General features: G+C 49.6%; 32 protein-coding genes and 1 tRNA gene. 21 read left to right on the top strand and 12 right to left on the bottom strand.

The window, feature by feature from the left end:
• Positions 1–125 precede the first annotated feature (125 nt).
• From traK to OCV81_RS00950, 9 genes are all read left to right on the top strand, one after another.
• Positions 126–749 (top strand): conjugative transposon protein TraK, encoded by a 624-nt coding sequence (gene traK / locus OCV81_RS00990; RefSeq protein ID WP_148327826.1) that lies wholly within the window; start codon positions 126–128, stop codon positions 747–749.
• A 4-nt stretch (positions 750–753) separates the two neighbouring features.
• Complete coding sequence (locus OCV81_RS00985) at positions 754–1,056, top strand: TraL conjugative transposon family protein (protein ID WP_148327824.1); 303 nt, start codon at positions 754–756, stop codon at positions 1,054–1,056.
• Positions 1,031–2,350, top strand: coding sequence for a conjugative transposon protein TraM (gene traM, locus OCV81_RS00980; RefSeq protein ID WP_148327822.1), 1,320 nt, complete (start codon positions 1,031–1,033; stop codon positions 2,348–2,350). Before OCV81_RS00985 ends, traM begins: the two co-directional genes overlap by 26 nt.
• Before the next feature lie 79 nt (positions 2,351–2,429).
• Positions 2,430–3,428 carry a conjugative transposon protein TraN gene (traN, locus tag OCV81_RS00975; protein ID WP_394802506.1) on the top strand — a complete coding sequence of 333 codons (999 nt, stop codon included), beginning with the start codon at positions 2,430–2,432 and terminating at the stop codon, positions 3,426–3,428.
• Positions 3,425–3,982: a conjugal transfer protein TraO gene (locus OCV81_RS00970; protein ID WP_148327820.1), complete on the top strand. Its 558-nt coding sequence runs from the start codon at positions 3,425–3,427 to the stop codon at positions 3,980–3,982. Before traN ends, OCV81_RS00970 begins: the two co-directional genes overlap by 4 nt.
• Positions 3,983–3,985: 3 nt before the next feature.
• Positions 3,986–4,885, top strand: a complete 900-nt coding sequence (locus tag OCV81_RS00965) for a toprim domain-containing protein (RefSeq protein ID WP_262639890.1) — start codon at positions 3,986–3,988, stop codon at positions 4,883–4,885.
• Between the two features lie 5 nt (positions 4,886–4,890).
• A complete protein-coding gene (locus OCV81_RS00960) occupies positions 4,891–5,388 on the top strand; it encodes a DUF3872 domain-containing protein (protein ID WP_148327818.1) in 498 nt (165 codons plus the stop codon).
• A complete protein-coding gene (locus tag OCV81_RS00955; RefSeq protein WP_148327816.1) occupies positions 5,385–5,906 on the top strand; it encodes a glycoside hydrolase family protein in 522 nt (173 codons plus the stop codon). The genes OCV81_RS00960 and OCV81_RS00955 overlap by 4 nt, the downstream gene beginning before the upstream one ends.
• 340 nt (positions 5,907–6,246) lie before the next feature.
• Complete coding sequence (locus OCV81_RS00950; protein ID WP_148327814.1) at positions 6,247–6,765, top strand: toxin-antitoxin system protein; 519 nt, start codon at positions 6,247–6,249, stop codon at positions 6,763–6,765.
• A gap of 100 nt (positions 6,766–6,865) precedes the next feature.
• On the opposite strand, the gene OCV81_RS00945 is transcribed toward OCV81_RS00950, so the two are convergent.
• Genes OCV81_RS00945 through OCV81_RS00900 form a run of 10 tightly spaced genes read right to left on the bottom strand, consistent with a single transcriptional unit; the run spans position 6,866 to position 10,615 of the window.
• A complete protein-coding gene (locus OCV81_RS00945; protein WP_148327812.1) occupies positions 6,866–7,069 on the bottom strand; it encodes a hypothetical protein in 204 nt (67 codons plus the stop codon).
• Positions 7,070–7,127: 58 nt separating this feature from the next.
• On the bottom strand, positions 7,128–7,373 hold the full coding sequence (locus OCV81_RS00940; protein WP_148327810.1) for a DUF6956 domain-containing protein: 246 nt from the start codon (positions 7,371–7,373) through the stop codon (positions 7,128–7,130).
• Positions 7,370–7,591, bottom strand: a complete 222-nt coding sequence (locus OCV81_RS00935; RefSeq protein WP_148327808.1) for a DUF3873 domain-containing protein — start codon at positions 7,589–7,591, stop codon at positions 7,370–7,372. The genes OCV81_RS00940 and OCV81_RS00935 overlap by 4 nt, the downstream gene beginning before the upstream one ends.
• Positions 7,592–7,602: 11 nt before the next feature.
• Positions 7,603–7,860 (bottom strand): hypothetical protein, encoded by a 258-nt coding sequence (locus OCV81_RS00930; RefSeq protein ID WP_148327806.1) that lies wholly within the window; start codon positions 7,858–7,860, stop codon positions 7,603–7,605.
• 27 nt (positions 7,861–7,887) lie between these two features.
• The gene (locus tag OCV81_RS00925; protein WP_148327804.1) at positions 7,888–9,171 is read right to left on the bottom strand and encodes a PcfJ domain-containing protein; all 1,284 of its coding nucleotides are present in this window, start codon (positions 9,169–9,171) and stop codon (positions 7,888–7,890) included.
• A gap of 4 nt (positions 9,172–9,175) precedes the next feature.
• Positions 9,176–9,592 (bottom strand): PcfK-like family protein, encoded by a 417-nt coding sequence (locus tag OCV81_RS00920; RefSeq protein WP_148327802.1) that lies wholly within the window; start codon positions 9,590–9,592, stop codon positions 9,176–9,178.
• 11 nt (positions 9,593–9,603) lie between these two features.
• Positions 9,604–9,852, bottom strand: a complete 249-nt coding sequence (locus tag OCV81_RS00915; protein WP_148327801.1) for a DUF6926 domain-containing protein — start codon at positions 9,850–9,852, stop codon at positions 9,604–9,606.
• Positions 9,849–10,145: a hypothetical protein gene (locus OCV81_RS00910; protein WP_148327799.1), complete on the bottom strand. Its 297-nt coding sequence runs from the start codon at positions 10,143–10,145 to the stop codon at positions 9,849–9,851. Before OCV81_RS00910 ends, OCV81_RS00915 begins: the two co-directional genes overlap by 4 nt.
• Before the next feature lie 18 nt (positions 10,146–10,163).
• Positions 10,164–10,385: a hypothetical protein gene (locus tag OCV81_RS00905; protein ID WP_148327904.1), complete on the bottom strand. Its 222-nt coding sequence runs from the start codon at positions 10,383–10,385 to the stop codon at positions 10,164–10,166.
• 11 nt (positions 10,386–10,396) lie between these two features.
• Positions 10,397–10,615, bottom strand: coding sequence for a hypothetical protein (locus OCV81_RS00900; protein ID WP_148327785.1), 219 nt, complete (start codon positions 10,613–10,615; stop codon positions 10,397–10,399).
• 27 nt (positions 10,616–10,642) lie between these two features.
• On the opposite strand from OCV81_RS00900, the gene OCV81_RS00895 reads away from it, so the two are divergent.
• Together OCV81_RS00895 and OCV81_RS00890 are read left to right on the top strand one after the other, a co-directional pair.
• The gene (locus tag OCV81_RS00895; RefSeq protein WP_262639884.1) at positions 10,643–11,074 is read left to right on the top strand and encodes a hypothetical protein; all 432 of its coding nucleotides are present in this window, start codon (positions 10,643–10,645) and stop codon (positions 11,072–11,074) included.
• Between the two features lie 236 nt (positions 11,075–11,310).
• On the top strand, positions 11,311–11,505 hold the full coding sequence (locus OCV81_RS00890; RefSeq protein WP_148327902.1) for a hypothetical protein: 195 nt from the start codon (positions 11,311–11,313) through the stop codon (positions 11,503–11,505).
• Positions 11,506–12,236: 731 nt separating this feature from the next.
• On the opposite strand, the gene OCV81_RS00885 is transcribed toward OCV81_RS00890, so the two are convergent.
• Positions 12,237–12,310 (bottom strand) — tRNA-Asp (locus OCV81_RS00885).
• Positions 12,311–12,573: 263 nt separating this feature from the next.
• On the opposite strand from OCV81_RS00885, the gene hisH reads away from it, so the two are divergent.
• The 7 genes from hisH (at position 12,574) to lysA (ending at position 18,723) form a co-directional block, all read left to right on the top strand.
• Positions 12,574–13,164: an imidazole glycerol phosphate synthase subunit HisH gene (hisH, locus tag OCV81_RS00880; RefSeq protein WP_148327783.1), complete on the top strand. Its 591-nt coding sequence runs from the start codon at positions 12,574–12,576 to the stop codon at positions 13,162–13,164.
• A 30-nt stretch (positions 13,165–13,194) separates the two neighbouring features.
• Positions 13,195–13,917, top strand: coding sequence for a 1-(5-phosphoribosyl)-5-[(5-phosphoribosylamino)methylideneamino]imidazole-4-carboxamide isomerase (hisA, locus tag OCV81_RS00875; RefSeq protein WP_148327781.1), 723 nt, complete (start codon positions 13,195–13,197; stop codon positions 13,915–13,917).
• Between the two features lie 22 nt (positions 13,918–13,939).
• Positions 13,940–14,695 carry an imidazole glycerol phosphate synthase subunit HisF gene (gene hisF, locus OCV81_RS00870; RefSeq protein ID WP_022353826.1) on the top strand — a complete coding sequence of 252 codons (756 nt, stop codon included), beginning with the start codon at positions 13,940–13,942 and terminating at the stop codon, positions 14,693–14,695.
• A gap of 31 nt (positions 14,696–14,726) precedes the next feature.
• On the top strand, positions 14,727–15,338 hold the full coding sequence (hisIE, locus tag OCV81_RS00865; protein ID WP_148327779.1) for a bifunctional phosphoribosyl-AMP cyclohydrolase/phosphoribosyl-ATP diphosphatase HisIE: 612 nt from the start codon (positions 14,727–14,729) through the stop codon (positions 15,336–15,338).
• 8 nt (positions 15,339–15,346) lie between these two features.
• On the top strand, positions 15,347–16,027 hold the full coding sequence (locus tag OCV81_RS00860; protein WP_022353824.1) for a cell division ATP-binding protein FtsE: 681 nt from the start codon (positions 15,347–15,349) through the stop codon (positions 16,025–16,027).
• Between the two features lie 115 nt (positions 16,028–16,142).
• Positions 16,143–17,468 carry an aspartate kinase gene (locus OCV81_RS00855; protein ID WP_022353823.1) on the top strand — a complete coding sequence of 442 codons (1,326 nt, stop codon included), beginning with the start codon at positions 16,143–16,145 and terminating at the stop codon, positions 17,466–17,468.
• 94 nt (positions 17,469–17,562) lie between these two features.
• Complete coding sequence (gene lysA, locus OCV81_RS00850) at positions 17,563–18,723, top strand: diaminopimelate decarboxylase (protein ID WP_022353822.1); 1,161 nt, start codon at positions 17,563–17,565, stop codon at positions 18,721–18,723.
• Between the two features lie 14 nt (positions 18,724–18,737).
• On the opposite strand, the gene OCV81_RS00845 is transcribed toward lysA, so the two are convergent.
• Positions 18,738–20,927, bottom strand: coding sequence for a DUF5686 family protein (locus OCV81_RS00845; protein ID WP_148327777.1), 2,190 nt, complete (start codon positions 20,925–20,927; stop codon positions 18,738–18,740).
• A gap of 116 nt (positions 20,928–21,043) precedes the next feature.
• Here OCV81_RS00845 and OCV81_RS00840 point away from each other — a divergent pair, with 116 nt between their 5' ends.
• The 3 genes from OCV81_RS00840 to OCV81_RS00830 all read left to right on the top strand — a co-directional run bounded on the left by OCV81_RS00840 (position 21,044) and on the right by OCV81_RS00830 (position 23,301).
• The gene (locus OCV81_RS00840; RefSeq protein WP_148327775.1) at positions 21,044–21,745 is read left to right on the top strand and encodes a Crp/Fnr family transcriptional regulator; all 702 of its coding nucleotides are present in this window, start codon (positions 21,044–21,046) and stop codon (positions 21,743–21,745) included.
• Positions 21,746–21,962: 217 nt separating this feature from the next.
• On the top strand, positions 21,963–22,121 hold the full coding sequence (locus OCV81_RS00835; protein WP_262639882.1) for a hypothetical protein: 159 nt from the start codon (positions 21,963–21,965) through the stop codon (positions 22,119–22,121).
• Between the two features lie 25 nt (positions 22,122–22,146).
• Positions 22,147–23,301, top strand: coding sequence for a DUF3667 domain-containing protein (locus OCV81_RS00830; RefSeq protein ID WP_148327773.1), 1,155 nt, complete (start codon positions 22,147–22,149; stop codon positions 23,299–23,301).
• The last annotated feature ends 37 nt before the right edge of the window (positions 23,302–23,338 follow it).

The raw sequence follows: 23,338 nt of genomic DNA, 5'->3' as shown, positions 1-23,338 counted from the left end.
GCCTTTCACGAGTCGCTGACTTGTGTCCCTCTTGTCGCTGACTTGACGCTCTCAAGTCGGCGACAAGGGAAAAAGAGTTACGTAAAGAGAAAGTATTTATGAACTAAAAAGACGAAAAGAAGAAAATGGAATTCAAATCACTCAAGAACATCGAGACGAGCTTCCGGCAGATACGTCTGTTCGGCATCGTCTATACGGCGGCGTGCGCCCTCGTGGTGGTCTGCTCGGTGGTGTGCGCCTTCCGCTTTGCCGAGGCGCAGCGTCAGAAGATATACGTCCTCGACGGGGGCAAGAGCCTGATGCTTGCGCTCTCGCAGGACCTGTCGCAGAACCGCCCGGCGGAAGCCAGGGAACACGTGCGCCGCTTCCACGAGCTGTTTTTCACCCTCTCGCCGGAGAAAAGCGCCATCGAGCACAACGTGAAGCGTGCCCTGCTCCTGGCGGACAAGAGTGCGTACAACTACTACGCCGACTTCGCCGAAAAGGGCTTCTACAACCGAATCATCGCCGGAAACATCAACCAGGTGCTTCAGGTGGACAGCGTGGTGTGCAACTTCGACCGCTACCCCTACGAGGCGCGGACATACGCAAGGCAGATGATCATCCGCGAGAGCAACGTGACGGAACGCACGCTCGTGACCGCCTGCCGCCTGCTCAACGCGAGCCGCTCGGACGACAACCCCAACGGCTTCACCATCGAGGGATTCACGGTATTGGAGAACAGGGACATCCGAACCATTGAAAGGTAACAATATGGGAAAGGTGAAAAATCTCATTGAAAAATACGCCACCGATTTCAAGAAGGAATTGCGTGGAAAACTGGATGCCTTGTCTCCAAAGGCGCGGTTAAGGATAGTCCTCACGACATTTGCCGTCTTCGCCGTCCTTTGCCTCTACATGACCGCTACCGCCGTCATCGGCTTCGGCAAGGGGGAAAGGGCGTTGGAGATACGGCACATAGAGAAACCTGAACTGCCACAAAAAAGCAGTATGCAAGAAGCGTATGAACAATATGTTAAAAACAAAATGTATGGAAAAGGAACAGAAAAAGAATGAAACAAAAGAGAAGAAGCCGCTGACGGAACAGCAGCGTCAGCAAAGGAAGAAGATGCTGGTCTATCCGCTGATGGTGCTGCTGTTCGCCGGATGTATGTGGCTCATCTTCGCGCCCTCGCAGGAGGACAAGGAAAAGGAGCAACAAGGACAGGGGTTCAACACGGATATGCCCCTGCCCGAAGACTCCAAAATCATCGGCGACAAGACCAAGGCCTACGAGCAGCTGGAACTGGAGAAACGCCGCAAGGAACGCCGGGGTATGGTGGGCGACCTGTCCTCGTTCTGGAACGACGGAAACGGGAATGAAAGCGATACTGTATCGGACGACTACCGCCTGACACGGACGGAAACGCCCGAAGACAAGTCCGACGAGGAAAGGCAAGCCGGTATACGCACTTCCGCTGCCGCCTACCAACGGCTGAACACCTCACTCGGCACGTTCTACGAGCCGCCGAAGGAGGACACGGAAAAGGAGGAACTCCGGGAACGCATCGACGAACTGGAAGCCATGCTGATGGCGCAGGAGGGCAAGCCTTCTACTATGGAGGAACAGGTCGCCTTGTTGGAGAAGTCCTATGAGCTGGCGGCAAAATACCAAAATGGAGGCAACAGCACCGGACAGGCGACTCAGCCAAAAGAAGAAATTGCCGTACCTGAAACCAACGGAAAGGGTATGAAAGCCGAACCGGTGAGCGGGGTGCGTCCGGCAGTGGTATCCGCCTTGCCGCAGCCCATGACGGACTCGGCTTTTATCGCTGACTACGCAGGTGAACGGAACTACGGTTTCCACACCGCCATCGGCACAGCGGAAGCCTCGGAAAAGAACACCATCGCCGCCTGCGTGCAGGGCGACCAGACCCTCACGGACGGGCAGACGGTGAAGCTCCGGCTGCTGGAGCCGATGCGCGTGTCAGGGCGCGTCATTCCCCAGAACACGCTCCTTGTGGGCGCGGCACGGTTGCAGGGCGAAAGGCTCGGCATCGGCATCACCTCGCTGGAACACGGGGGAAGCATCATCCCGGTAGAACTGGAGGTGTACGACAGCGACGGACAGGCGGGTATCTTCATCCCCGGCTCGATGGAGATAGACGCGGCAAAGGAAATCGGGGCGAACATGGGCAGCTCGCTCGGCAGCAGCATCAACATATCGACCGACGCGGGGGCGCAGCTCGCCTCCGACTTGGGGCGAGGGGCGATACAGGGCATCTCGCAGTACATCTCGAAAAGGATGCGCACGGTCAAGGTACATCTGAAGTCAGGGTACAGGGTATTGCTCTACCAAGAAAAGGAATGAACAGTCCAAAAACATAAAGGCGAAAAAAGAAAAAATAATCAACAAACCAATTTTTATTTACCACTAAATCCAACGTAAAATGAGTATCAAGAAAGTAATGACAATGTTTGCCCTGCTGATGGGCATCGCCTGTGCGACCTACGCGCAGGGAGTGACGAACGACAGCACCGCCACCGCCAAGGAGGACGGGCTGGAACTAGTGAAGGACGTCTATCCGCAGACGGAGGAGGACGGCGACCTGTACCACGGTCTGACGAAGAAGCTGATGTTCGACCGCATGATACCGCCGCACGGTCTGGAAGTCACGTATGACAAGACCGTCCACATCCTGTTTCCGGCGGCGGTGCGCTACGTGGACCTGGGTTCGCCCAACCTGATAGCGGGCAAGGCGGACGGCGCGGAGAACGTCATCCGTGTGAAGGCGACGGTCAAGGACTTCCGTAGCGAGACGAACATGAGCGTCATCACGGAGGATGGCAGTTTCTATACCTTTAACGTGAAGTACGCCGACGAGCCGCTTATCCTGAACGTGGAGATGAAGGACTTTATCCACGACGGCAGCACGGTGAACCGACCGAACAACGCGCAGGAAATCTACCTGAAGGAACTGGGCAGCGAAAGCCCGATGCTGGTACACCTCATCATGAAGTCGCTGCACAAGGAGGACAAGCGCAAGGTGAAGCACATCGGCTGCAAGCGTTTCGGCATCCAGTACCTGCTGAAAGGGATTTATGTCCACAATGACCTGCTGTATTTCCACACGGAAATCAAGAACCAGAGCAACGTGCCGTTTGACGTGGACTACATCACGTTCAAGATTGTGGACAAGAAGGTGGCGAAGCGTACCGCCATGCAGGAGCAGGTGCTGTTCCCGCTCCGCGTCTACAACTACGCCGTCCGTGTAGCGGGGAAGCAGTCCGAACGCACGGTGTTCTGCCTTCCGAAGTTCACCATCCCCGACGGCAAGCAGCTCGTGGTGGAGATGAACGAGAAGGACGGCGGACGCCACCAGACGTTTACCGTGGAGAACGAGGACTTGGTACAGGCTGAAACCATCAACGAACTGCGCGTGCGATGAAAGCGAGAGTCTTTTTCCTTGTAACGCTTCTGTCCGTCCTCCTGGCAGGACGGGCGGAAGCCCAGCGGTGCCTGCCGAAGATGCGGGGCATCGAACTGAAAGCCGGGCTGAACGAGGCGGACGGCTATGTGCTGGGAGCCACTTTGTCAAGCTATGCCAAAGGCGGCAACAAGTGGGTGTACGGGGTGGAATATCTGCAAACCAACCATGATTATAGGAGTACGACCATCCCTGCGGCACAGTTCACGGCGGAGGGCGGTTTCTACTACAACTTCCTGTCGGACGCGAAAAAGGTGGTGTTCCTCTATGCGGGCGCGTCAGCCCTTGCCGGATATGAAACGGTGAACTGGGGCGAAAAGACGCTGTACGACGGGGCGAGGCTGGACAACGGGGATGCCTTCGTCTATGGTTGCGCCGCCACGCTGGACATGGAGGTGTATCTCGCGGACTTCATCGCGCTGACGGCTTCGCTCAGGGAGCGTTTCCTCTGGGGCGGCAGCATGGGCGTGTGCCACACGGAGTACGGGATAGGCGTGAAATTCATCATCAACTGACGGATGCCTATGGACATAGAAGCGATGAAACGGTTCCCGATTGAGGACTTCCTCGCACGGCTGGGGCATCACCCGGTGCAAAGGCGTGCCAATGCCGTATGGTACAGGTCGCCTTGCCGTGAAGAACATACGCCTTCTTTCAAGGTGAACCCGGAGAAGAACCTCTGGTTTGACTTCGGCGAGGGCAAGGGCGGCAACATCTTCGCATTGGCAGGCGAGTTCATCAAGACGGGCGACTTCCTCACGCAAGCGAGGTATGTGGCGGAAGTGGCGGGTATGCCGGCACAGGACTATGGACCGCAAAAAGCCGTTGATACGCACCGTTCCGACGGTCACAGCTTCGAGGATGTGGAGGTGCTTCCCTTGCAGAACCGGGCGCTGCTCCATTACCTGCAAGAGAGGGGCATACCGTCCGCCGTAGCCATTGCGAACTGCAAGGAGATGCGCTATACCACGCACGGCAAGCGGTATTTTGCGGTGGCTTTCGGCAACGAAGGCGGCGGCTACGAGATACGCAACCCGTTCTTCAAGGGCTGCGTGCCGCCGAAGGACGTGACCCTGCTGCCGGTCGGCTCGGCGACCTGCAACGTGTACGAGGGCTTCATGGACTACCTCTCCGCCCGTGCGCTGGGCATCGGCGGCAAGGAAGACCACCTCGTGCTCAACTCGGTGTCCAACGTGGCGAGGGCGTATCGACATCTGAACGGTTACGGGCAGATAAAGTGCTGCCTCGACAACGACGAAGCCGGGCGGCGGACATTGGAAACCCTGCGCACACGCTACGGAGAAAAGGTATCAGATTGCTCCGGCATATACAACGGATGCAAGGACCTGAACGAGTACCTGCAAAGCCGCCTGAAACAAAACGAGAAAAATAACAGGAACATCAGACTTAAAATGTAACGATTATGAACATGAACAAATTGAACAACAGACAACAAGCGAAAAGAAATATAGTGAGAACCTTTGCAGCCATCTGCGTGGGTCTGCTCTCCATAGGCTTCACCGCCTGCGACGATGACCTGGACGTGACGCAAGCCTATCCGTTCACGGTGGAAACCATGCCCGTGCCGAAGGAACTGGCGCAGGGCGAAACGGCGGAGATACGCTGCGAGCTGGTACGTGAGGGCGAGTTTGACGGGGCGGTCTATACCATCCGCTATTTCCAGTACGACGGGGAAGGCACGTTGAAGCTGGACAACGGCCTGGTTTTCCAGCCCAACGACCGCTATCTGCTGGAAAATGAAAAGTTCCGCCTGTACTACACTTCGGAGTGCGACGAGTCGCAGAGCCTGACCATCACGGTGGAGGACAATTTCGGCAATGCCTTCGAGTGGGAAGTCGAGTTCAACAACGACTCGGATACGGATGTGGCGGTGTCGGACACCTTGAACGTCAGCCGATGATGTGCAAGGCGTTGCTCCTGTTGCTAGCGTCTACCCTCTGCGGCAGCCTGCCGGCACAGGATACGGAGGAAACGGCACGGCTGCTGGCGCTGTTCAACGGCCACCCGAAAGCCGACATTGCCGTCGAACTGGTGAAAAAATACGAGGGGCTGCATGACCGTTCCGACTACCCGTATTACGGCTACGGACACCGCAGGCTGCCGAACGAGAAGCTGTCCTACGGCATGACGGAGGCGGAAGCGGAAGCCCTGCTCCGCAAGGATTTGGCGGTGCGTTACAGGCTGTTCCGCAAGTATAAAAAGGATGCTTTGCTCCTGACCGTCCTAAGCTACAATGTCGGTCAAGGGGTGCTGCTCGGTCATGGCGGACACCCGAAAAGCAGGCTCATCCGCAAGCTGGAAGCCGGGAACAGGGACATTTACCGTGAATACACAGCCTACTGCCGGTACAAGGGCAAAACCGTCCGCTCGATAGAGCGGCGGCGCAAAATGGAGTTCCTGCTGCTGTATGAAAAATAAAATGCGACAATATGGCAGATTATAAAGATGGAACGAATTTTGTTGTTATGGCTAAGTCCAAAAATGGTCACGGGGACAATAAAAATTTGACCTATAACTCAAATTACACAATAATGAAAATAGATTTTTCATTTAAGTTGTAGATTGAGTTTTCAAAAAAGAAGAAAACTCAATCAAATAAGCCCAATTAGTCATACGAAAAGGCTTAGCTTGTGATTAGCATACTATCTTTGATTGTTGCTATCATAGCTTTATTTTGAAAAAGAGTATATTCTTCTGGGAGTGGGCAAGCACACTCCCAGTTTCTTTTCAATAAATATTATTTTATAACATAGTTATTATGATGATTTTTAGAGTTGATAAAAGAAAATACCAAGTAGGTGATACCATCATGCCAAAAACTTCATTTGAAGAAACAATGCAAGATGAAAAGAAAGAAATGGAAGATTTATTAAACAGAAGCCGTCCAGAAAATGTACCAGAGAGGAAACAATGTTTGTTTCTTTTCCAAGATTTAATTTGTGCTTTACGATTTTATAGCAAATACGGTGGTATTATCTATGGAGTTTCAGTAAAAGAACCTCCATATTTTAGAGGGGATATGAATAAGTTGGATAATATATTAGACATATTCAGATTTTCAGATGATAATGATTTGCGACTTGCTGCTGTTAATGAATACTGGAAAGCTGGAACACATACATTTAATCCTTCCTATGAGATATTAGCATCTTCAGCGTGTGTAGAAAAAATATTGAGTGAAGATATTTCGTTATATAAAGTTAGGGATGAAATAAGAACGAATGGAGGTAGTGTTGAACATACTCTCACCTACAAGTTGCTTTTGGAAAAAGTCTAAATCTAAATCGGAGATGGGGGCAACGGTTTCTTTGCTACTTTCTTATCCGCCCGACCTGCTCATGAAAGAAAGTAGCGGGCGGCAAGACTACCGCCCGTTTTTAATGCTTCATCCTTTGCTGCACGTGTTCAAGGGTGCGCTCGGCAATGGGGCGCGTATCTTTTGTCCAAAGGTCATAATCATGCACGGATATTCCCACGCTCCGCAAGTCACGGATATAGCCGGACACATAATCTCCCGTGGGGAGGTAAACGAACTGTATCCATGCGTCCTTGCCGTCTGTCAGTATAAAATAGTATTTCATAACGCTTTCTCTTTTAATGGTGTTGGAAGTGTGGGCGGTGGTTTCCACCGCCACGCACTCAAAATTCTCTCATTTTGGCGATAGCCGTATACCGCATGAGCCACTCCTTGACGTATGGCATATTGTATTCGGAGGTGATGACTGCCGTATGCCCGTTTATCGGGGTCATGCGTGTGCTTTCGTACCCTTCAATCCAACCTTTGAGGGAGTCTGTTCCCCATGCGGACGCATCGGAAAATATATTGTCCAATACATTGACTGGGTCGCTGAACGTAACTATCAGCGTATCATATCCTGCCGTCATAGCCTGTCCTCCTTCGTTTTAATCCATTCGTCACGCAATCGCCTGCACTCGTCCAGCGTGGGCTTTACGCAGGAAAACAATTCTCCGTCTGTATGGCGGTAGTCGTATTGCACGAAAGTGCGACTTTTCCTGCCGATACTTGTTTGAAAACTCTCATATTTCTCCGTTCCTGCCGCTTGGCAGGTGCTTGTTCCGTTAATGGTCATTCTCGTTGCCATAGCCTTATCAATTAAAATTCAACAATCAGTAATCTGTTCTCCAAACATTGGTCGGGGTCGGAAGCCTTCTTCTGCGTCACCCATAAATGGTGTGCGCCATACCCGAATGCGAAAAGGGCATTGAAAAGTTCCTTTCGGGCGAATACTTCCATTACATCCTTTACATCCTGCTCGTTCTTTGTCAGTACAAGCGTGTTCAACAATTCGATGAACATTTCGGGCAATTCCTCGTGCCACCCGAAAATCAGATTTTCTATTTTCACTTCCATATCTGTAATTATTAGGTTGTTATACAATCATGCCGCATTCATCCGCTGCCGTATCTGCTCGGCATTGTCCTCCACAAGCTTGATGATGCGGTCGTGGTATTCGGTGTTGGAGTTGCATACGCCACGGCTCTGCACCACTTTCAGCGTCCGCAAGTCCACTTCCACCGTTTCAATGCGCTCTCCGTCAATCGTGGCGGAAAGGATAAGGGAGTCCTCTCTCTTGTGGTATTGCCCCACGCAATGGTGCATCGCCCTGCCTTCGGCAAACATTTCAGCCACACTCTCTATCACCTTGACAAGGATGAGGTTGTCGGTGAACGTCAGTCCGAAGAACATCCCTTTGGCTTTCAGATAGTCCTTCTCGTTTTCCAATGCCTCCTGCCGTTCCTTTTCCGTCTTTTCACGCTCCCTTTGCCGTTCACTTTTCCGCACCAACTTGTCGTGTTCGGTTTTGAGGTTTTGCGGACAGACATACTTCGGGCTGTTGGTATCTTTTCCTAAGTAGCGCAGCAAGTCCACCATGTCACGCCACATCGAAGCGTCTTGGATGGTGTAGCCGTTGCGGATGCAGATTTTCACCGACTGCCAATACTCCGACATGTTAAAGCGGTTGCGCAGGTAGTAAGAAAGCATCGGGTATTGCCCCGACTTCAGCAATGTTTCCGCTCGGCTGTCCGAAAGGATTGTCTTGAAGAAGTCGTAAGGCAATATGCCGTGAAAATTGCCGTCAAAGCCGTTGCGCTTGATTTCGGGGATAATTCGCTGACGTGGGTAGGTGCAGACGGGGGCTATGTCGTACACTCTGTGTCCATTGTTCTTGCGTATTTCCATCGGGCTGTCCTCTATCCACAAGTCATAGTAGAGGATTGACATGCCACGCAACCGCGCCACCGTTTCCGACCTGCCGTCGGGCGCAATCCACCGCTGTGCCACCTCGCAGATGGAATACTCCGCCTTCTGCCCGACTTTCTGACGGCTCTTGGCGAGAAAGAAGCGTATCACCTGGTAGCCTTTGCAGGTGGTGATGATGGAAAAATACTCATTGTCCACGAACACCCTCTTTCGGGTGTCCGTGATTTCAAGTTCCGTTCCGCAGTTCGGGCAGGTGCATCCGCAAATGGTATCGGCAAGGCTGTGCCCGCTCTTCCATGCGTGTCCGCACTCCGTGCAGGTGATGACGCCTTTTGCGTTGCGCTTGCCGTAGTGCTTGAAGCAATGGCGGAAAGCGTAGGTGCGCTGTGCTTTTGTCAGTTCGGGGAGTTTTGCGCTCAAACGGATGATTTCTTTCTGTATGGGTGTTTTGGGTTTCATAGGGTCAGAATAATGAAAGTTCAACTTGTTGTGCGTTTGTCTTTTGGCTCGCCTTAGCCTTGTTCCGGTTCTGTAACTTGCGCAGTTCCTCGGCTTGGTATTGGCGGATGGCTTGCTGCCTTGCCTCCGCCTTTTCCTCGTCCGTCAGTTCCACCGCATGGTTCACCACCACTTGGCATTGCAGGGGCTTGCCGACTTCGATGTCGTCCTCGTCATAGTAATGGACGGCTTGGGAGTAGATTTCCCCGTCCGTGAAGCCATTGCATCCGCTGTTCTTCACCCAATTGAGGATATAGGTCACGCACTCGTCTATGTTCTTGTACGGCTTGTTGTAACTGGCTGCAAACAGCTTGTCCTCCGCTGCACGGCTGTCCAGATAGGCTTGGATTGTCCGCTTGAAATGGTCTGTTGTCTTGCTCATATCGTCATATTTTAGATGTTGTCATTCGTGTAAAGTATCTCGCAGTCCTCCACTTCGGCAGGAGGTCCGAAAAGGGGGTAATGTGAAAAGTAGGGCTGTGCTTTGCCTTCCTCGTCCGTGAGGGGTGAAACAACCTGCACGTTCCACTCGCTCTGCCATTTGTCAATCATGCGGATTTCCTCGTCCGTCAGTCCCGTTGTATCTCCGTTGATGATGTATCCCAAACTCCATGTGGGTATCTTTTCCGTTGTCTTGTTCATATCCCGTCCTCCATATTCATATTGTCATATAACAACTCGTCTGCTTCACCATAGATTTCCATTGTCGGATTATTGCCGTTCTCTGATGGGGAAAGTCCTTCCACTGTTTCGGGGTTCAACTCGTAGTCGGAATAAACGATATCCTTGTCAATGCCGATACGGCTGTTCACGTCCTTGTCTTTCCACGAAAGGATTATGGCTTTCGCTTCTTCGTAGCTGTTTGCTTTGATGGAGAAACGGGTACGTTCCCAACAGGTAACCTTGCAGTCCTGATAAAAGTTGAATGTGTCCATACGCTTAGTGTTGAATGATTAAACGGTCTGTTGCAAAATCTCGATGTGGTATCGGGGCGGACATTCCACGATGAGGAAATAGATGAAGCCCTTTCTCGTTTCCTTGTCCAACTCGTGGTAAAGCCTTCTGAATGAAGTGAAATTGCCGTTGATGTAGGTTTCCACCATGTACTCGAAGATGTTGTCCACCTCGTAATACCTGCACTGCTGCGCTGCCGTCTTGCTGTGTCTTTTCGCCATGTCTGTATGAATTAAAGGGTTAATAGCCAAATGAAAATTGCGATAGTCGCCACGATTGAAAGCAGGACTATAATGATGCCGAACATGAAGTTCAACACACCCAGCAGGATTTCCCCTGCGATGCCTACCGCCAAGCCTCCTGCGCAAAGGGCGATGTCCGATGCCGTCCTTACGATTGCGGATAATGCCCTCCACAATGCCTTTCCGATGTCGCTCAATGTCATTCTCATATCTTCCAAATTTTAAGTTGTTGTTACTTGTCTTGTTCGGTTGGTGAGGTCGGGTCGAGTCCTTTTTCTTTTCGCCTCTCCGTATGTCCGATGTTCTCTTGTGACGTCTTCCGACCGCGCATCGGTCGTTTTCGTTTCGGGGGCTTCTCAAAGGTCGGGATTCGGGGATGCAAGGTTTGCCGGACAAAATACTACCTGAGCCTGCGAGGGTGGAGATTTTTCCAGGCAACCGCAAGGCGGCCCGACCTTGCAGCCCCGTACAATCCCGGAATTACCTTTGCCCCTGCAACGAAAATGACCACTGATGCCGTCTGGAATGGCGGCATGGGAACATTGGCATACTTTTGGAGAGGCGGAAAGGAAAAGGGAAAGAGTGTGGGATGGCGCGATGCGCCACAGGAAAAAAACAAAGGGCAGTGCAACGGACAAGGGGAAAGCAACGCTTTCGTGCCGCCGTGACAGAAGTCCTGCAAGCGTCATTGTCATGCGTGCATGGCTTGCGCTTGCAGATGTTCTTCCGGCGGCATTTGTCTTCAAATGGTCTTGCCTGCCATTGCCCGGTCCGGCAAAAGTGGGGCAAGACGGTTTGGGGACAAGAAAGATACAACAGCCGGAAATAGTCGCAGGTGCAGATTCACGTTTACGTGTCCTGTATCCGGCGGCATTTCCGTGCCAAATGGAGACGAAAAAAGGAAATGGATGAAAACGGACTTGTCCGTTCTGCACAAGCACATAAAAGAAATGCCCGCGACGATGGCAGTGTCACTTGTGACATTGTGGTCGTCGTGGGCTTTTCTTCGCTTGTGCCGCTTCTGAAATGGGCTTGCGCACATCAAGCCGGAAGCCGTTTTCAGAACAAGGTAATGGCAAAATCCCTAAAAAACCGGTAATGATTTGGCGGTATAGGATAAAAAAAGTATCTTTGCAAGTACGAAAGAGTTGTTTGAAGCTATGAGGTAAACCGCAGCAGGTCAGAGCATTCTGAATGTCGCTAAATCGTTACCTAAAATCATATACTCTTCAATTCCATTCTGTGTATCAATCAGATACAGCTTTTTTAATTATCCTTCGCAAAGATAATAAAAATATCTGATTAAACAAATTCCATCGGCCGACAATGACAAATCTTCCAATCCCCATACATAGCATGGATAATTCGCTAAAAATCAATAATAATAATCAGAAGGCCAGAAACAGAAGCAATTTATTCTTTTTTCCTTTTCCCCAAGTAAAGGTCGTCAATTTCTATTGGACAATCAAGTAAAAGACATATTTCAGAATCTTTTTTAGATTTCCCAGAAAGGACCTGAATTTGCTCATAACTGCATCTGTTTTTATATCCTTCGTTACAATCGTTACACAATCTCACAAAGGAAATGTCATTAATTGAATTATGAGCAGAAAGAATTAAGACAACAGCTGAAAAATCAGCGAGTTAGCATGAAAATCGTTACAATAATCAGACGTCGGTTTTTCTGTAACGATTTAGTAACGGAACTTTGTCCGAAGTGGGCTGTTTGATGTCCTTGGATTGGTACTTACAAGACATAAAAAAAGTCCACAATTCATTGGAATTGTGGACTTTGTCACTTTCAGACTCTCAGTTGTCCTTGAGTCTCAGCGGTGCGTACGGGACTCGAACCCGTGACCCCATGCGTGACAGGCATGTATTCTAACCAACTGAACTAACGCACCATTAAGTTTTTCTTTCGTTGCTTTCTCTCTCGATTGCGGTTGCAAAGGTAGTACAATTTTTTGAACCTGCAATAGCTTCATGAAAAAAAATTCAGCAGAAGTCTCACAGACGAAAGATGAAAAATAAGAAAAAGAGGGCCATCCCACTCCATCTTGTCAGAAAAAGAAAGTAAGCGACAAACTTTTCGTTGCGTTTATTAGGAGATTGATTATAATTCGTTACTTTTGCAAAAACAATTTTTCTACAAAAAAAATAGTACAGAATGAAAATCGCCATCATAAAATACAATGCCGGCAACCTTTTCTCGGTAGACTGTGCCCTGAAGCGGTTGGGCGTGGAACCCATCATCACCCACGACAAGGAAACACTGCTCAGTGCCGACAAGGTCATCTTTCCGGGAGTGGGCGAAGCACGCACCACCATGGATTACTTGAAGGGATGTGGACTGGACCAGCTCATCAAGGACCTCAAGCAACCGGTGTTAGGTATCTGCCTGGGCATGCAGCTGCTCTGCCGCCATTCCGAGGAAGGAGACGTCGACTGTCTGGGCATCTTCGACGCGGAAGTGAAGAAATTCCAGCCAACCCATCCAGAGGACAAAGTGCCCCACATGGGATGGAACACGCTTTCGCATCTCCGCAGCCCGCTGTTCCAGGGACTCAAGGAGGAAGAATTCGTGTATTTCGTCCATAGTTTCTATGTGCCGGTCAACGAGTTTACAGCGGCTACTACGGAATATATCACTCCGTTCAGTGCGGCACTGCACAAGGACAACTTCTATGCCACCCAGTTCCACCCGGAAAAGAGCGGCAAGGTGGGCGAATGTATCCTGCGCAACTTTCTGAATCTTTAATCTTTCACTCAATTTGCATAAGAACATCCTATGATAGAACTTATTCCTGCCATCGATGTCATCGACGGCAAATGCGTACGACTTTCACAAGGAGACTACCAGTCGAAAAAGGTGTACAACGAGAACCCGGTGGAAGTGGCCAAGATGTTTGAGGCACACGGTATCCGTCGGCTACACGTGGTGGACCTGGACGGAGCGGCTTCCAAACACATCGTAAATTACAAGGTACTGGAGGCATTGGCCGGACAGACCTCACTGACCATCGACTTCGGCGGAGGCATCAAAAGTGACGAAGACCTGCACATCGCTTTCGAGAGCGGGGCGCAGATGGTTACCTTGGGCAGTATCGCCGTGAAGGAGCCGGACACGTTCAGCCGATGGATGGAGGCCTATGGTAGCGAACGGATTATCCTGGGAGCGGATGCCAAGGATGGAAAAATCGCCGTGAACGGCTGGCTGGAATGCAGCCGGATGGAGCTGATGCCGTTCCTCGACGAATACATCAAGAAAGGGGCCACGAAAGTGCTCTGTACGGACATCTCCCGCGACGGCATGCTCAACGGACCGTCCATCGACTTGTACAAGGAAATTATCCAGGCTCATCCCGACCTGCACCTGATTGCCAGCGGAGGTATCAGCGGCATGAAGGACATTGAAGCGCTGGAAGAGGCCGGCATCCCGGCGGTGGTATTCGGAAAGGCTTTTTACGAGGGACGCATCACCCTGAACGACTTGAAGGCTTTCCTTCCTTAAAACTTATTCAAGAAACAAAACTATGTTAGCAAAGAGAATCATACCTTGTCTGGACATCAAGGACGGACAGACAGTAAAGGGAACCAACTTCGTCAACCTGCGGCAGGCCGGCGACCCGGTGGAACTGGGAAAGGCGTACAGCGAACAAGGGGCAGACGAACTGGTATACCTGGACATTACGGCCAGCCATGAAGGGCGGAAAACATTTACGGAACTGGTGAAACGCATCTCGGCAGAAATCAATATCCCGTTTACGGTGGGAGGCGGCATCCATGAACTGAGCGACGTGGAACGGCTTCTGAACGCCGGAGCGGACAAGGTGTCCATCAACTCCTCTGCCCTCCGCAACCCGCAGCTCATTGATGACATTGCTCTCCATTTCGGCTCACAGGTATGCGTGGTGGCCATCGATGCGCGCCAGACTCCGCAGGGCTGGAAATGTTACCTCAACGGGGGACGGCTGAAGACCGACCGGTTCCTGATGGAATGGGCGGAAGAGGCCAACCGCCGGGGCGCAGGAGAAATCCTGTTCACGAGCATGGACCACGACGGGGTGAAGGAAGGCTATGCCAATGAGGCACTGGCTGAACTGGCCGACAGACTGACCATCCCGGTCATCGCTTCGGGAGGTGCCGGTAAAAAAGAACACTTCCGCGATGCATTTACGCTGGGAAAAGCCAACGCGGCGCTCGCAGCCAGCGTTTTTCACTTCGGAGAGATACGGATTCCCGAATTAAAAGATTACCTTTGCAAAGAAGGCGTTACCGTGCGCAGATAAAAACACTCATTATATATAAAAATAAAGAATTATGGAACTGGATTTCGAGAAAATGAATGGCCTGATTCCGGCCATCATCCAAGATAACTACACACAGAAAGTGTTGATGCTGGGCTTCATGAACAAGGAAGCCTACGAAAAGACCGTGGAAACGAGAAAGGTGACTTTCTTCAGCCGTACGAAAAACCGTCTGTGGACCAAGGGCGAACAGAGCGGCAACTTCCTGCACGTGGTATCCATTAAGGCAGACTGCGACAACGACACCCTGCTCATCATGGTACACCCGGACGGCCCTGTCTGCCACACCGGCACCGACACTTGCTGGGGGGAAAAGAACGAACAGGATATCATGTTCCTGAAAGAGCTGCAGGATTTCATCGACCGACGCCGCCAGGAGATGCCGGAAAAATCCTACACGACCAGCCTGTTCAATTCAGGCGTCAACAAGATGGCGCAGAAAGTGGGCGAAGAGGCAGTGGAAACAGTCATCGAGGCCTGCAACGGTACCGACGAACGGTTGATTTACGAAGGAGCCGACCTGCTGTACCACCTGATTGTATTGCTCACCTACAAAGGCTACCGCATTGAAGACCTGGCCCGCGAACTGAAAGAACGTCACAGCGCGAACTGGAAAAAACATTAATGTAACGCATGGAAGAACAACCGCTTATCACATACCAGCATGTCAGCATCAGCCTGCAGGGACAGGAAATTCTTTCAGACATCAACTTTGAGCTGAAGAAGGGAGAATTCATCTACCTTATCGGGAAGGTGGGCAGCGGAAAATCCACTTTTCTGAAAACACTCTATGGAGAAGTGGAAATCAACGACGGAGAGGCCCAGGTGATGGGATACTCTATCCGTCAGTTGAAAAGAAAAGACCTCCCTCCCCTGCGCCGGAAACTGGGTATCGTGTTTCAAGACTTCCAACTGCTGACCGACCGTACCGTATACGAGAACCTGAAATTCGTGCTCAAAGCTACCGGATGGAAAAAGCGTACGGAAATAGAAACGCGTATCAACGAGGTACTCCAACAGGTAGGCATGGAAAACAAAGGCTATAAAATGCCTAACGAACTTTCGGGAGGTGAACAGCAACGTATCGTCATCGCCCGGGCCATCCTGAACAAACCGGACATTATCCTGGCCGACGAACCGACGGGCAACCTTGACGTAGAAACTGGTCGGCACATCGTGGAGTTGTTGCAGGAGATCTGCCGGCAAGGGTCGGCCATCATCATGACCACGCACAACCTGAACCTGCTGTCGGAATACCCGGGAAAAGTGTACAAATGTGAGTGCCATCGCCTGACAGAAACCGGCAATTCATAAAAAAGACAAAGGAGTAAAAGGAATTTTGCCAAAATGAACTTAAAATAGGGTTTTTATTACTACATTTGCTCCCGAAAATAATTAATTATAAAACATTTTAAATTCGAAACGTAAAATGAAAGTTTTAAAGTTTGGAGGTACATCCGTAGGTTCCGCACAAAGAATGAAGGATGTGGCCAAATTAATCAATGACGGCGAACAGAAAATTGTAGTCCTGTCTGCCATGTCGGGTACGACGAACACATTGGTTGAAATTTCGGATTATCTGTACAAGAAAAATCCAGAAGGTGCAAATGAAATCATCAATAGATTGGAATCTAAATATAAACAGCACATTGATGAGTTGTATTCTACCGAAGAATATAAACAGAAAACACTGGATTTCGTAAAATCGGTTTTTGATTACATTCGTTCTTACACGAAAGACATATTTACGCTTTTTGAAGAAAAAGTCATCCTGGCACAGGGGGAAATCATCTCTACAAACATGGTGACAAACTATTTGTGCGAACAGGGCGTGAAGGCGGTACTGATTCCGGCATTGGAATACATGCGCACGGACAAAAACAGTGAACCGGACCTGACGTACATCCGCGAGAAACTGAACGCACAGCTGGAAGCCAATCCGGGCTATGAGATTTATATCACGCAGGGATTCATCTGCCGCAATGCGTACGGTGAAATCGACAACTTGCAGCGTGGCGGAAGCGACTATACAGCTTCTCTGATCGGTGCAGCCATCAACGCGTCTGAAATCCAGATTTGGACGGACATCGACGGTATGCACGACAACGACCCGCGCGTGGTGGACAAGACTTCTCCTGTCCGTCAGCTGCACTTCGAGGAGGCTGCCGAACTGGCTTACTTCGGTGCCAAGATTCTGCACCCCACCTGCATCCAGCCGGCCAAATATGCCAACATCCCGGTACGTCTGCTGAACACCATGGAACCGTCGGCTCCAGGTACGCTGATTTCTAACGACACGGAAAAGGGAAAAATCAAGGCAGTTGCTGCCAAGGACAACATCACGGCCATCAAAATCAAATCCAGCCGTATGCTGCTGGCTCATGGTTTCCTGCGCAAGGTGTTCGAAATCTTCGAAAGCTATCAGACAGCCATCGATATGGTTTGCACATCTGAAGTAGGTGTGTCCATGTCTATCGACAACACGAAGCACTTGAATGAGATTGTGAACGACCTGAAGAAGTACGGTACCGTTACGGTAGACCACGACATGTGTATCGTTTGCGTAGTGGGCGACCTGGAATGGGAAAACGTAGGTTTTGAAGCAAAGGCACTCGATGCCATGCGCGAAATCCCGGTACGTATGATCTCATTCGGCGGAAGCAACTACAACATCTCTTTCCTGATTCGTGAAGCAGACAAGAAGAGAGCACTCCAGTCATTGAGTGACGTGCTGTTCAACGGCAACAAGAAATAAAATACATTTTTATACAGCAGAAAGCGGAGGATACGGGCAAAACCGCATCGTCCGCTTTTTTATCATCCTAATCAAACAAAACAACTAAACCCACATGAAAGCTAATTTTCCTATAGCGCGTTTCAGCGAACTTGAAACTCCGTTTTATTTTTATGACGCGAACCTGCTGCGTGAAACCTTGGACAAAATCAAGGAAGAAGCAGGGAAATACAATAAATTCTGCGTGCATTATGCCGTAAAAGCCAATGCCAATCCTAAAATCCTGCGTATCATCCGCGAAAGCGGACTGGGGGCCGACTGTGTGAGCGGTGGTGAAATCCAGGCAGCCATCCAGGCTGGATTCCCGGCCAGCAAGATTGTCTATGCCGGCGTGGGAAAGACCGACAAGGAAATCAATCTGGGACTGGATTATGACATTTTCTGCTTCAACGTAGAGTCCATTCCGGAACTGGAGGTCATCAACGAACTGGCTGCGGCAAAGAACAAGATTGCCCGCGTGGCGTTCCGTATCAACCCAGATGTAGGTGCGCATACGCATGCCAACATCACTACCGGTCTGGCAGAAAACAAGTTCGGCATCAGCATGCAGGACATGGACCACATCATCGACCTGGCACTGGAGATGAAAAACGTGAAGTTCGTGGGACTGCATTTCCACATTGGCTCACAGATTCTGGACATGGGCGACTTCGTGGCGCTCTGCAACCGTGTGAACGAACTGCAGGAAAAACTTTATGCCCGCCAGATTATCGTGGAACACATCAACGTGGGAGGCGGACTGGGCATCGACTATGCACATCCAAACCGCCAGCCGATTCCGGACTTCGCCGAGTACTTCGCTACCTATCACAAGCACCTGCGCCTGCGCCCGCAACAGACACTCCATTTTGAGCTGGGACGCTCGGTAGTGGGACAATGCGGAAGCCTCATCACCAAAGTGACTTACGTGAAACAGGGTACGAACAAGCAGTTTGCCATCGTAGACGCGGGTATGACCGACCTGATTCGTCCGGCTTTGTACCAGGCTTACCACAAGATTGAAAACCTGACTTCGGAAGAACCGGTAGAGACTTACGACGTGGTAGGGCCTATCTGTGAATCATCCGACGTGTTCGGCAAGGCCATCGACTTGAACAAGGTACACCGCGGCGACCTGATTGCCCTGCGCTCGGCCGGAGCTTATGGAGAAATCATGGCTTCAGGCTACAACTGCCGTCCGCTGCCGAAAGGCTACACCTCGGACGAGCTGATTTGATTTAAACAGATAGCTTACTTATTGAATAACTCGAAGGTAAATTTACATCCCACGGAGGTAAATTTACCTTTTTCATTTCCGATAAACACACCGGCATCAAATAGATGGGTGGCAAAACCGTATCCAAATTCCAGGTAAGGATTCAGGTGGGGCATGAACAGAACGCCTGCATAGATTCGTTCTTTCTGAATAAAAGACAGAAGACGAGTTACCGGATAAAGAAAGATGAAAGGTGCTTCAAAGGTCATGTTTCCACGAATGTAATGACTGGACGCATTGTACCAACGTCCGTCCAGCATCTGAAAAGTTCCTCCAATGTCATCGTTCCAACCTTGCGGAAGATTCAGGTTGGCAAAGTGTACGTAATCCACGAAATACATGTCCGACTGGTTGGTGAACATTCCGCCTCCGATATGGTAGGCAATTGAACGGACATTTTTCAGACGGATAACCTGTTCCACCGAACATTCGATACGCTCATACGTCCCCGAATTTTTCAGCAACCTGATTCCTCGTTCATAGTCCAGCATAAAGGTCGGGAAAAACGAACCCACGTTGATCTTTCGGTTGCCGTTCATGTAATAATACATTCCCGGTGTCCATTCCAACCGGATACGGGGAGCAAAACTGTTGTAGCGGGAACGTACGCGGGCCTCTACTTCCGGCGTACTTTTGGTATACCTCCAGTGCATGGCCAGACCCGTACCCAGTTTCAGACCGTTGCACAACTCGATGTTGTGCGACATATCCACATACACATCCTTAAAGTAGTCCAGTTCCAGTCCTTCGAACGAGAAAGTACTGTCCGGCATTTCCTTCAGCTGGTCAAGTACCACACTACTGTAAATCCGGTTACCGTTTCCGGCATGCACTTCAATAGACCCCAGTTTGCGGGGATTGTAAATATACTCTACATCTGCCTTGGCATAGAGCTCCTTCTTGGTAAAATTATAACCAATCTGGGGAGCGATACGCAACAGACGTCCGTCATGAAACAGTTTGTTGTATTTGAACACTTGCCGGTAGGAAATTCCATTCCGATGGCTATAACTGACCAACAACGGATTGATAATCGGCGAACAGCTAATACTTCCTATTCTCGACATATCAATATCGTAACTGCTGATCAACGCATCTCCTATCTGCCCGAGGAACACCATATTCTTTTTAAATTTCGTAGGCTCGGTCATCAGGGTATCGGCTGCTCTCTGACGGCTTCTCTCATCAGCCTGCAGATACAGCGAATCTTCTTCCGACGACAAAGGAATCGGACGGATACGATTGAACGAATCCCTCTCCACCACCAGCCGGCTGGTATCACACGTCAGCGTATAGGAGTTGGAAAGATTATGTTCGTTTGTTTTCTTTACAATCCACTCCTCCCCCGGCTGTCGGAACACCACGGAAGAATAGCGCATCCAGCCCGTATACTTCATTTCCAGATGATTCTTCAAGAATTTGAAATTCAAGTCCAAATTCATTAATATCGGAAGATATTTAGTCTCGTCCTCCTCCCCCATCTGCATGCTCAGATGAAAATGAATCAGGTCATAACGCCCCCTTAAACTCATCTTCCGGATGGTCCAGTCGGTAGAAGAAAGCCACAACACCCCTTCCACAAGCTGTGTACTCCGGTAACGGGGCACCACTCGGATACAATACCACTCTCCTCCCAACCTGTGTTCCACACTCTCCAACAAATAACGGTAATGAACTCGCGCCTTCTCACTCAACGGCGACAATAATTTGTTACCCATCAATGAAGGAGCATAAATATTAAACTTCATGTAATCTATCACATCGAAAATCTGCCCCTTATAACTGGGGAAAGTAGTAGAGATAGCCCGGACTTTACGGTCGATAAGCCCTGGAGCCGTATACTGAAGTTCACTGATTGATTCGTGAAGATAATCTTTTATCCCTTTTTCCAACCGGAACATGGAAGGTACGTAACGAATGATACGGTTCTGCTTGTGCACCGTGAGATGGCCTTTCAAATACAAGTCAGCCTTGTAACTTTTCACCTCACGCGAATAGATGGAAGCGGCATGAAACATGTGTTCCAGAATGGAATCAGCCACAAGCGGTTTCCAAGGAAGCGACGGAGCATTGTCACGTGCCATGCCTTGACGAGGAAAACCAACCAACAAACAGATTGCCAGCAGTCCCCACAAAACCACATATAAGCTTTTCAGTCTTCGCATATCCAAAGCAAATATATAACAAAGCCTTGTTTTAAGGGTATTTTTTACAATGAAAAAAGAATATTTTCAATTTTTCTTTCTATCTTTGTGCTAAATAACATGGTTTTGGAACATTTATGGTAAAAAAGGAATTAACAGAAGCTGAGATTGCCGAAAGTATACCAGATTTATGGCAACCATTGACCCAGCAACAACGCGAACTGCTCGCTCAAAACTTCACCATTCAAAAATACAAGAAAAATGAAACAATCTACTGTGAAGGAGAGACTCCCGAGAATCTGATGTGCCTGCTGAACGGCAAAGTCAAAATTTACAAAGACGGTGTAGGAGGAAGAAGCCAGATTATCCGCGTCATCAAGAACAAAGAATACTTCGCTTACCGTGCATATTTTGCGGAAGAAAATTTCGTAACCGCCGCAGCTGCCTTTGAACCTTGTACCATGTGTCTGATTCCCATGCCAATCATTGTCCAATTGATTATGGAAAATGCGGAACTGGCCATGTTTTTTATCAAACAATTATCGAAGGATTTAGGCATCTCCGATGAAAGGACAGTGAACCTCACTCAAAAGCATATCCGCGGACGTCTGGCAGAATCATTGCTCTTCTTGAAAGAAACCTACGGAGTGGAAGAAGACCAATGCACGCTGAGCATCTACCTCTCGAGAGAAGACTTGGCCAACCTTTCCAACATGACCACTTCCAACGCCATCCGTACATTGTCGAACTTTGCCGCCGAGAAACTGATTATCATTGACGGAAGAAAGATAAAACTTATCGATGAAGAAAAACTGAAAAAGATAAGCAAAATCGGTTAACACTCCCCCACATACCCCAAAGGTATTTATTGCAGTTATATTGATTCCCAAGAACTACAAAACACAGAAGGAAACAATATAACTGCTTTTTTTATTCCTTTCAGAACGCAATAGAAAAGTAGACCTTCCATACGGCTTTTCCTATAAATATTTGCAAAATTCATTTCCCCAACGTACTTTTGTGTCAAAATACCACTGATTATTCATCTTTACTGACATGGAGAATACCACACACAACACACAGCAGAAAATGGGCTTTCTTGCCCGGATGCGACAGGAACTGAAAAAAAGAAAACGCCGAATCATGCGGCTCATCGAACTGAAACGCCTCCAGCGAATCCGCAAAAAAAACCGTACCCGCATACACCTATTGTAAGAACTGCGGTACCAAACTGGAAGGAATGTACTGCCATTGCTGCGGACAATATGCCCTCGACATCTACCAGCCGTTCTGGAAATATTTCAAGCAATACTTTGAAAATGTCTACCAGTTCGACAGCAAAATCTGGCAAACTTTGTGGCTCATGTTCACCCGCCCGGGTTTCCTGACCAACGAGTTCAATGCCGGGAAAATCAACTCCTACGTGCATCCTTTCCGCCTTTACATGTGCATCTCTGTGGTCTTCTTCACCCTCTTTTTCATGCTGGCTTCCGACAAGGCCAACCAGGCATTGCAGGCGGTAAGCTCCCTCAATATCAACGACGGAATCGTAGCACAACTCAAATCGTCTGCTACCTTGCCCGACACATGTGTGTATGTATACCAAGGTCCTGAGTTAGTGAAAGCCTTTCAGGAAAGAGGAGTAGAAAAGGCCGAGGAGTTGTTCAAGGTACAACAACTGGACGACCGTTTCTCTCTTTCCTACGTGCGAATGCCCCGAATCGTGGCTGACTCCTGCCTGCATGAAACCACTCTCCGACAAAAAGACCTGAATACCATTCTGAATCTCAAAAAAGTAAAAGGTGAGTACCTGGATGACTTTGTCGAGGAAGAAGAGATTACCTCTGAATCCCTGCAAGCTGCACGCCACTTTCAGGTAGACTCCACCGGTACCGCCCTTACTCCCGTATACGAATGGAAAGAAGACCACAGCGATGAAGCACAACAACTTCGTCAGGAGTCATTTCTCAACCAGTTTTTTGGAGACCTATCCAAGTGGACTCCGCTCTACATGATGTTCCTTCTGCCCTTGTTTGCCTGGCTTCTACAAGGAATGTTCCGGAAAGCCAAATTCCCCTACATGTGGCATTTCGTACATGCCATCCACCTGAACACCGTGTTTCTGATACTGATTCCTATTCCACTGGTACCCGTGCTGACAAGTGACACTTTTATGGAATCGTTTAAAGGAAACATGCCGATGTATACTCTACTTATCTTCGTAACAGGCATGTTTGTGTACACCTACATTTCCCTGCACACGGTATACCGCCGGGGATGGATACGTACATTTGTCAAGACAACCGTTTTCCTAGCTGTCTTTACCTTCATTTCACTGGCTATTGCGGCTGTGCTGCTCATTATGCTGCTGTCCTCGCTCTCAGAGACACTTTAACACTTTAAATAAGACTTGTAGCCCCGCTGTGATTCTT

The sequence above is a fragment of the Phocaeicola fibrisolvens genome, from assembly GCF_025567125.1.
In the GTDB taxonomy this organism is placed as follows: Bacteria; Bacteroidota; Bacteroidia; order Bacteroidales; family Bacteroidaceae; genus Phocaeicola; species Phocaeicola fibrisolvens.
This window is presented reverse-complemented; position numbering and strand designations above follow the sequence as displayed.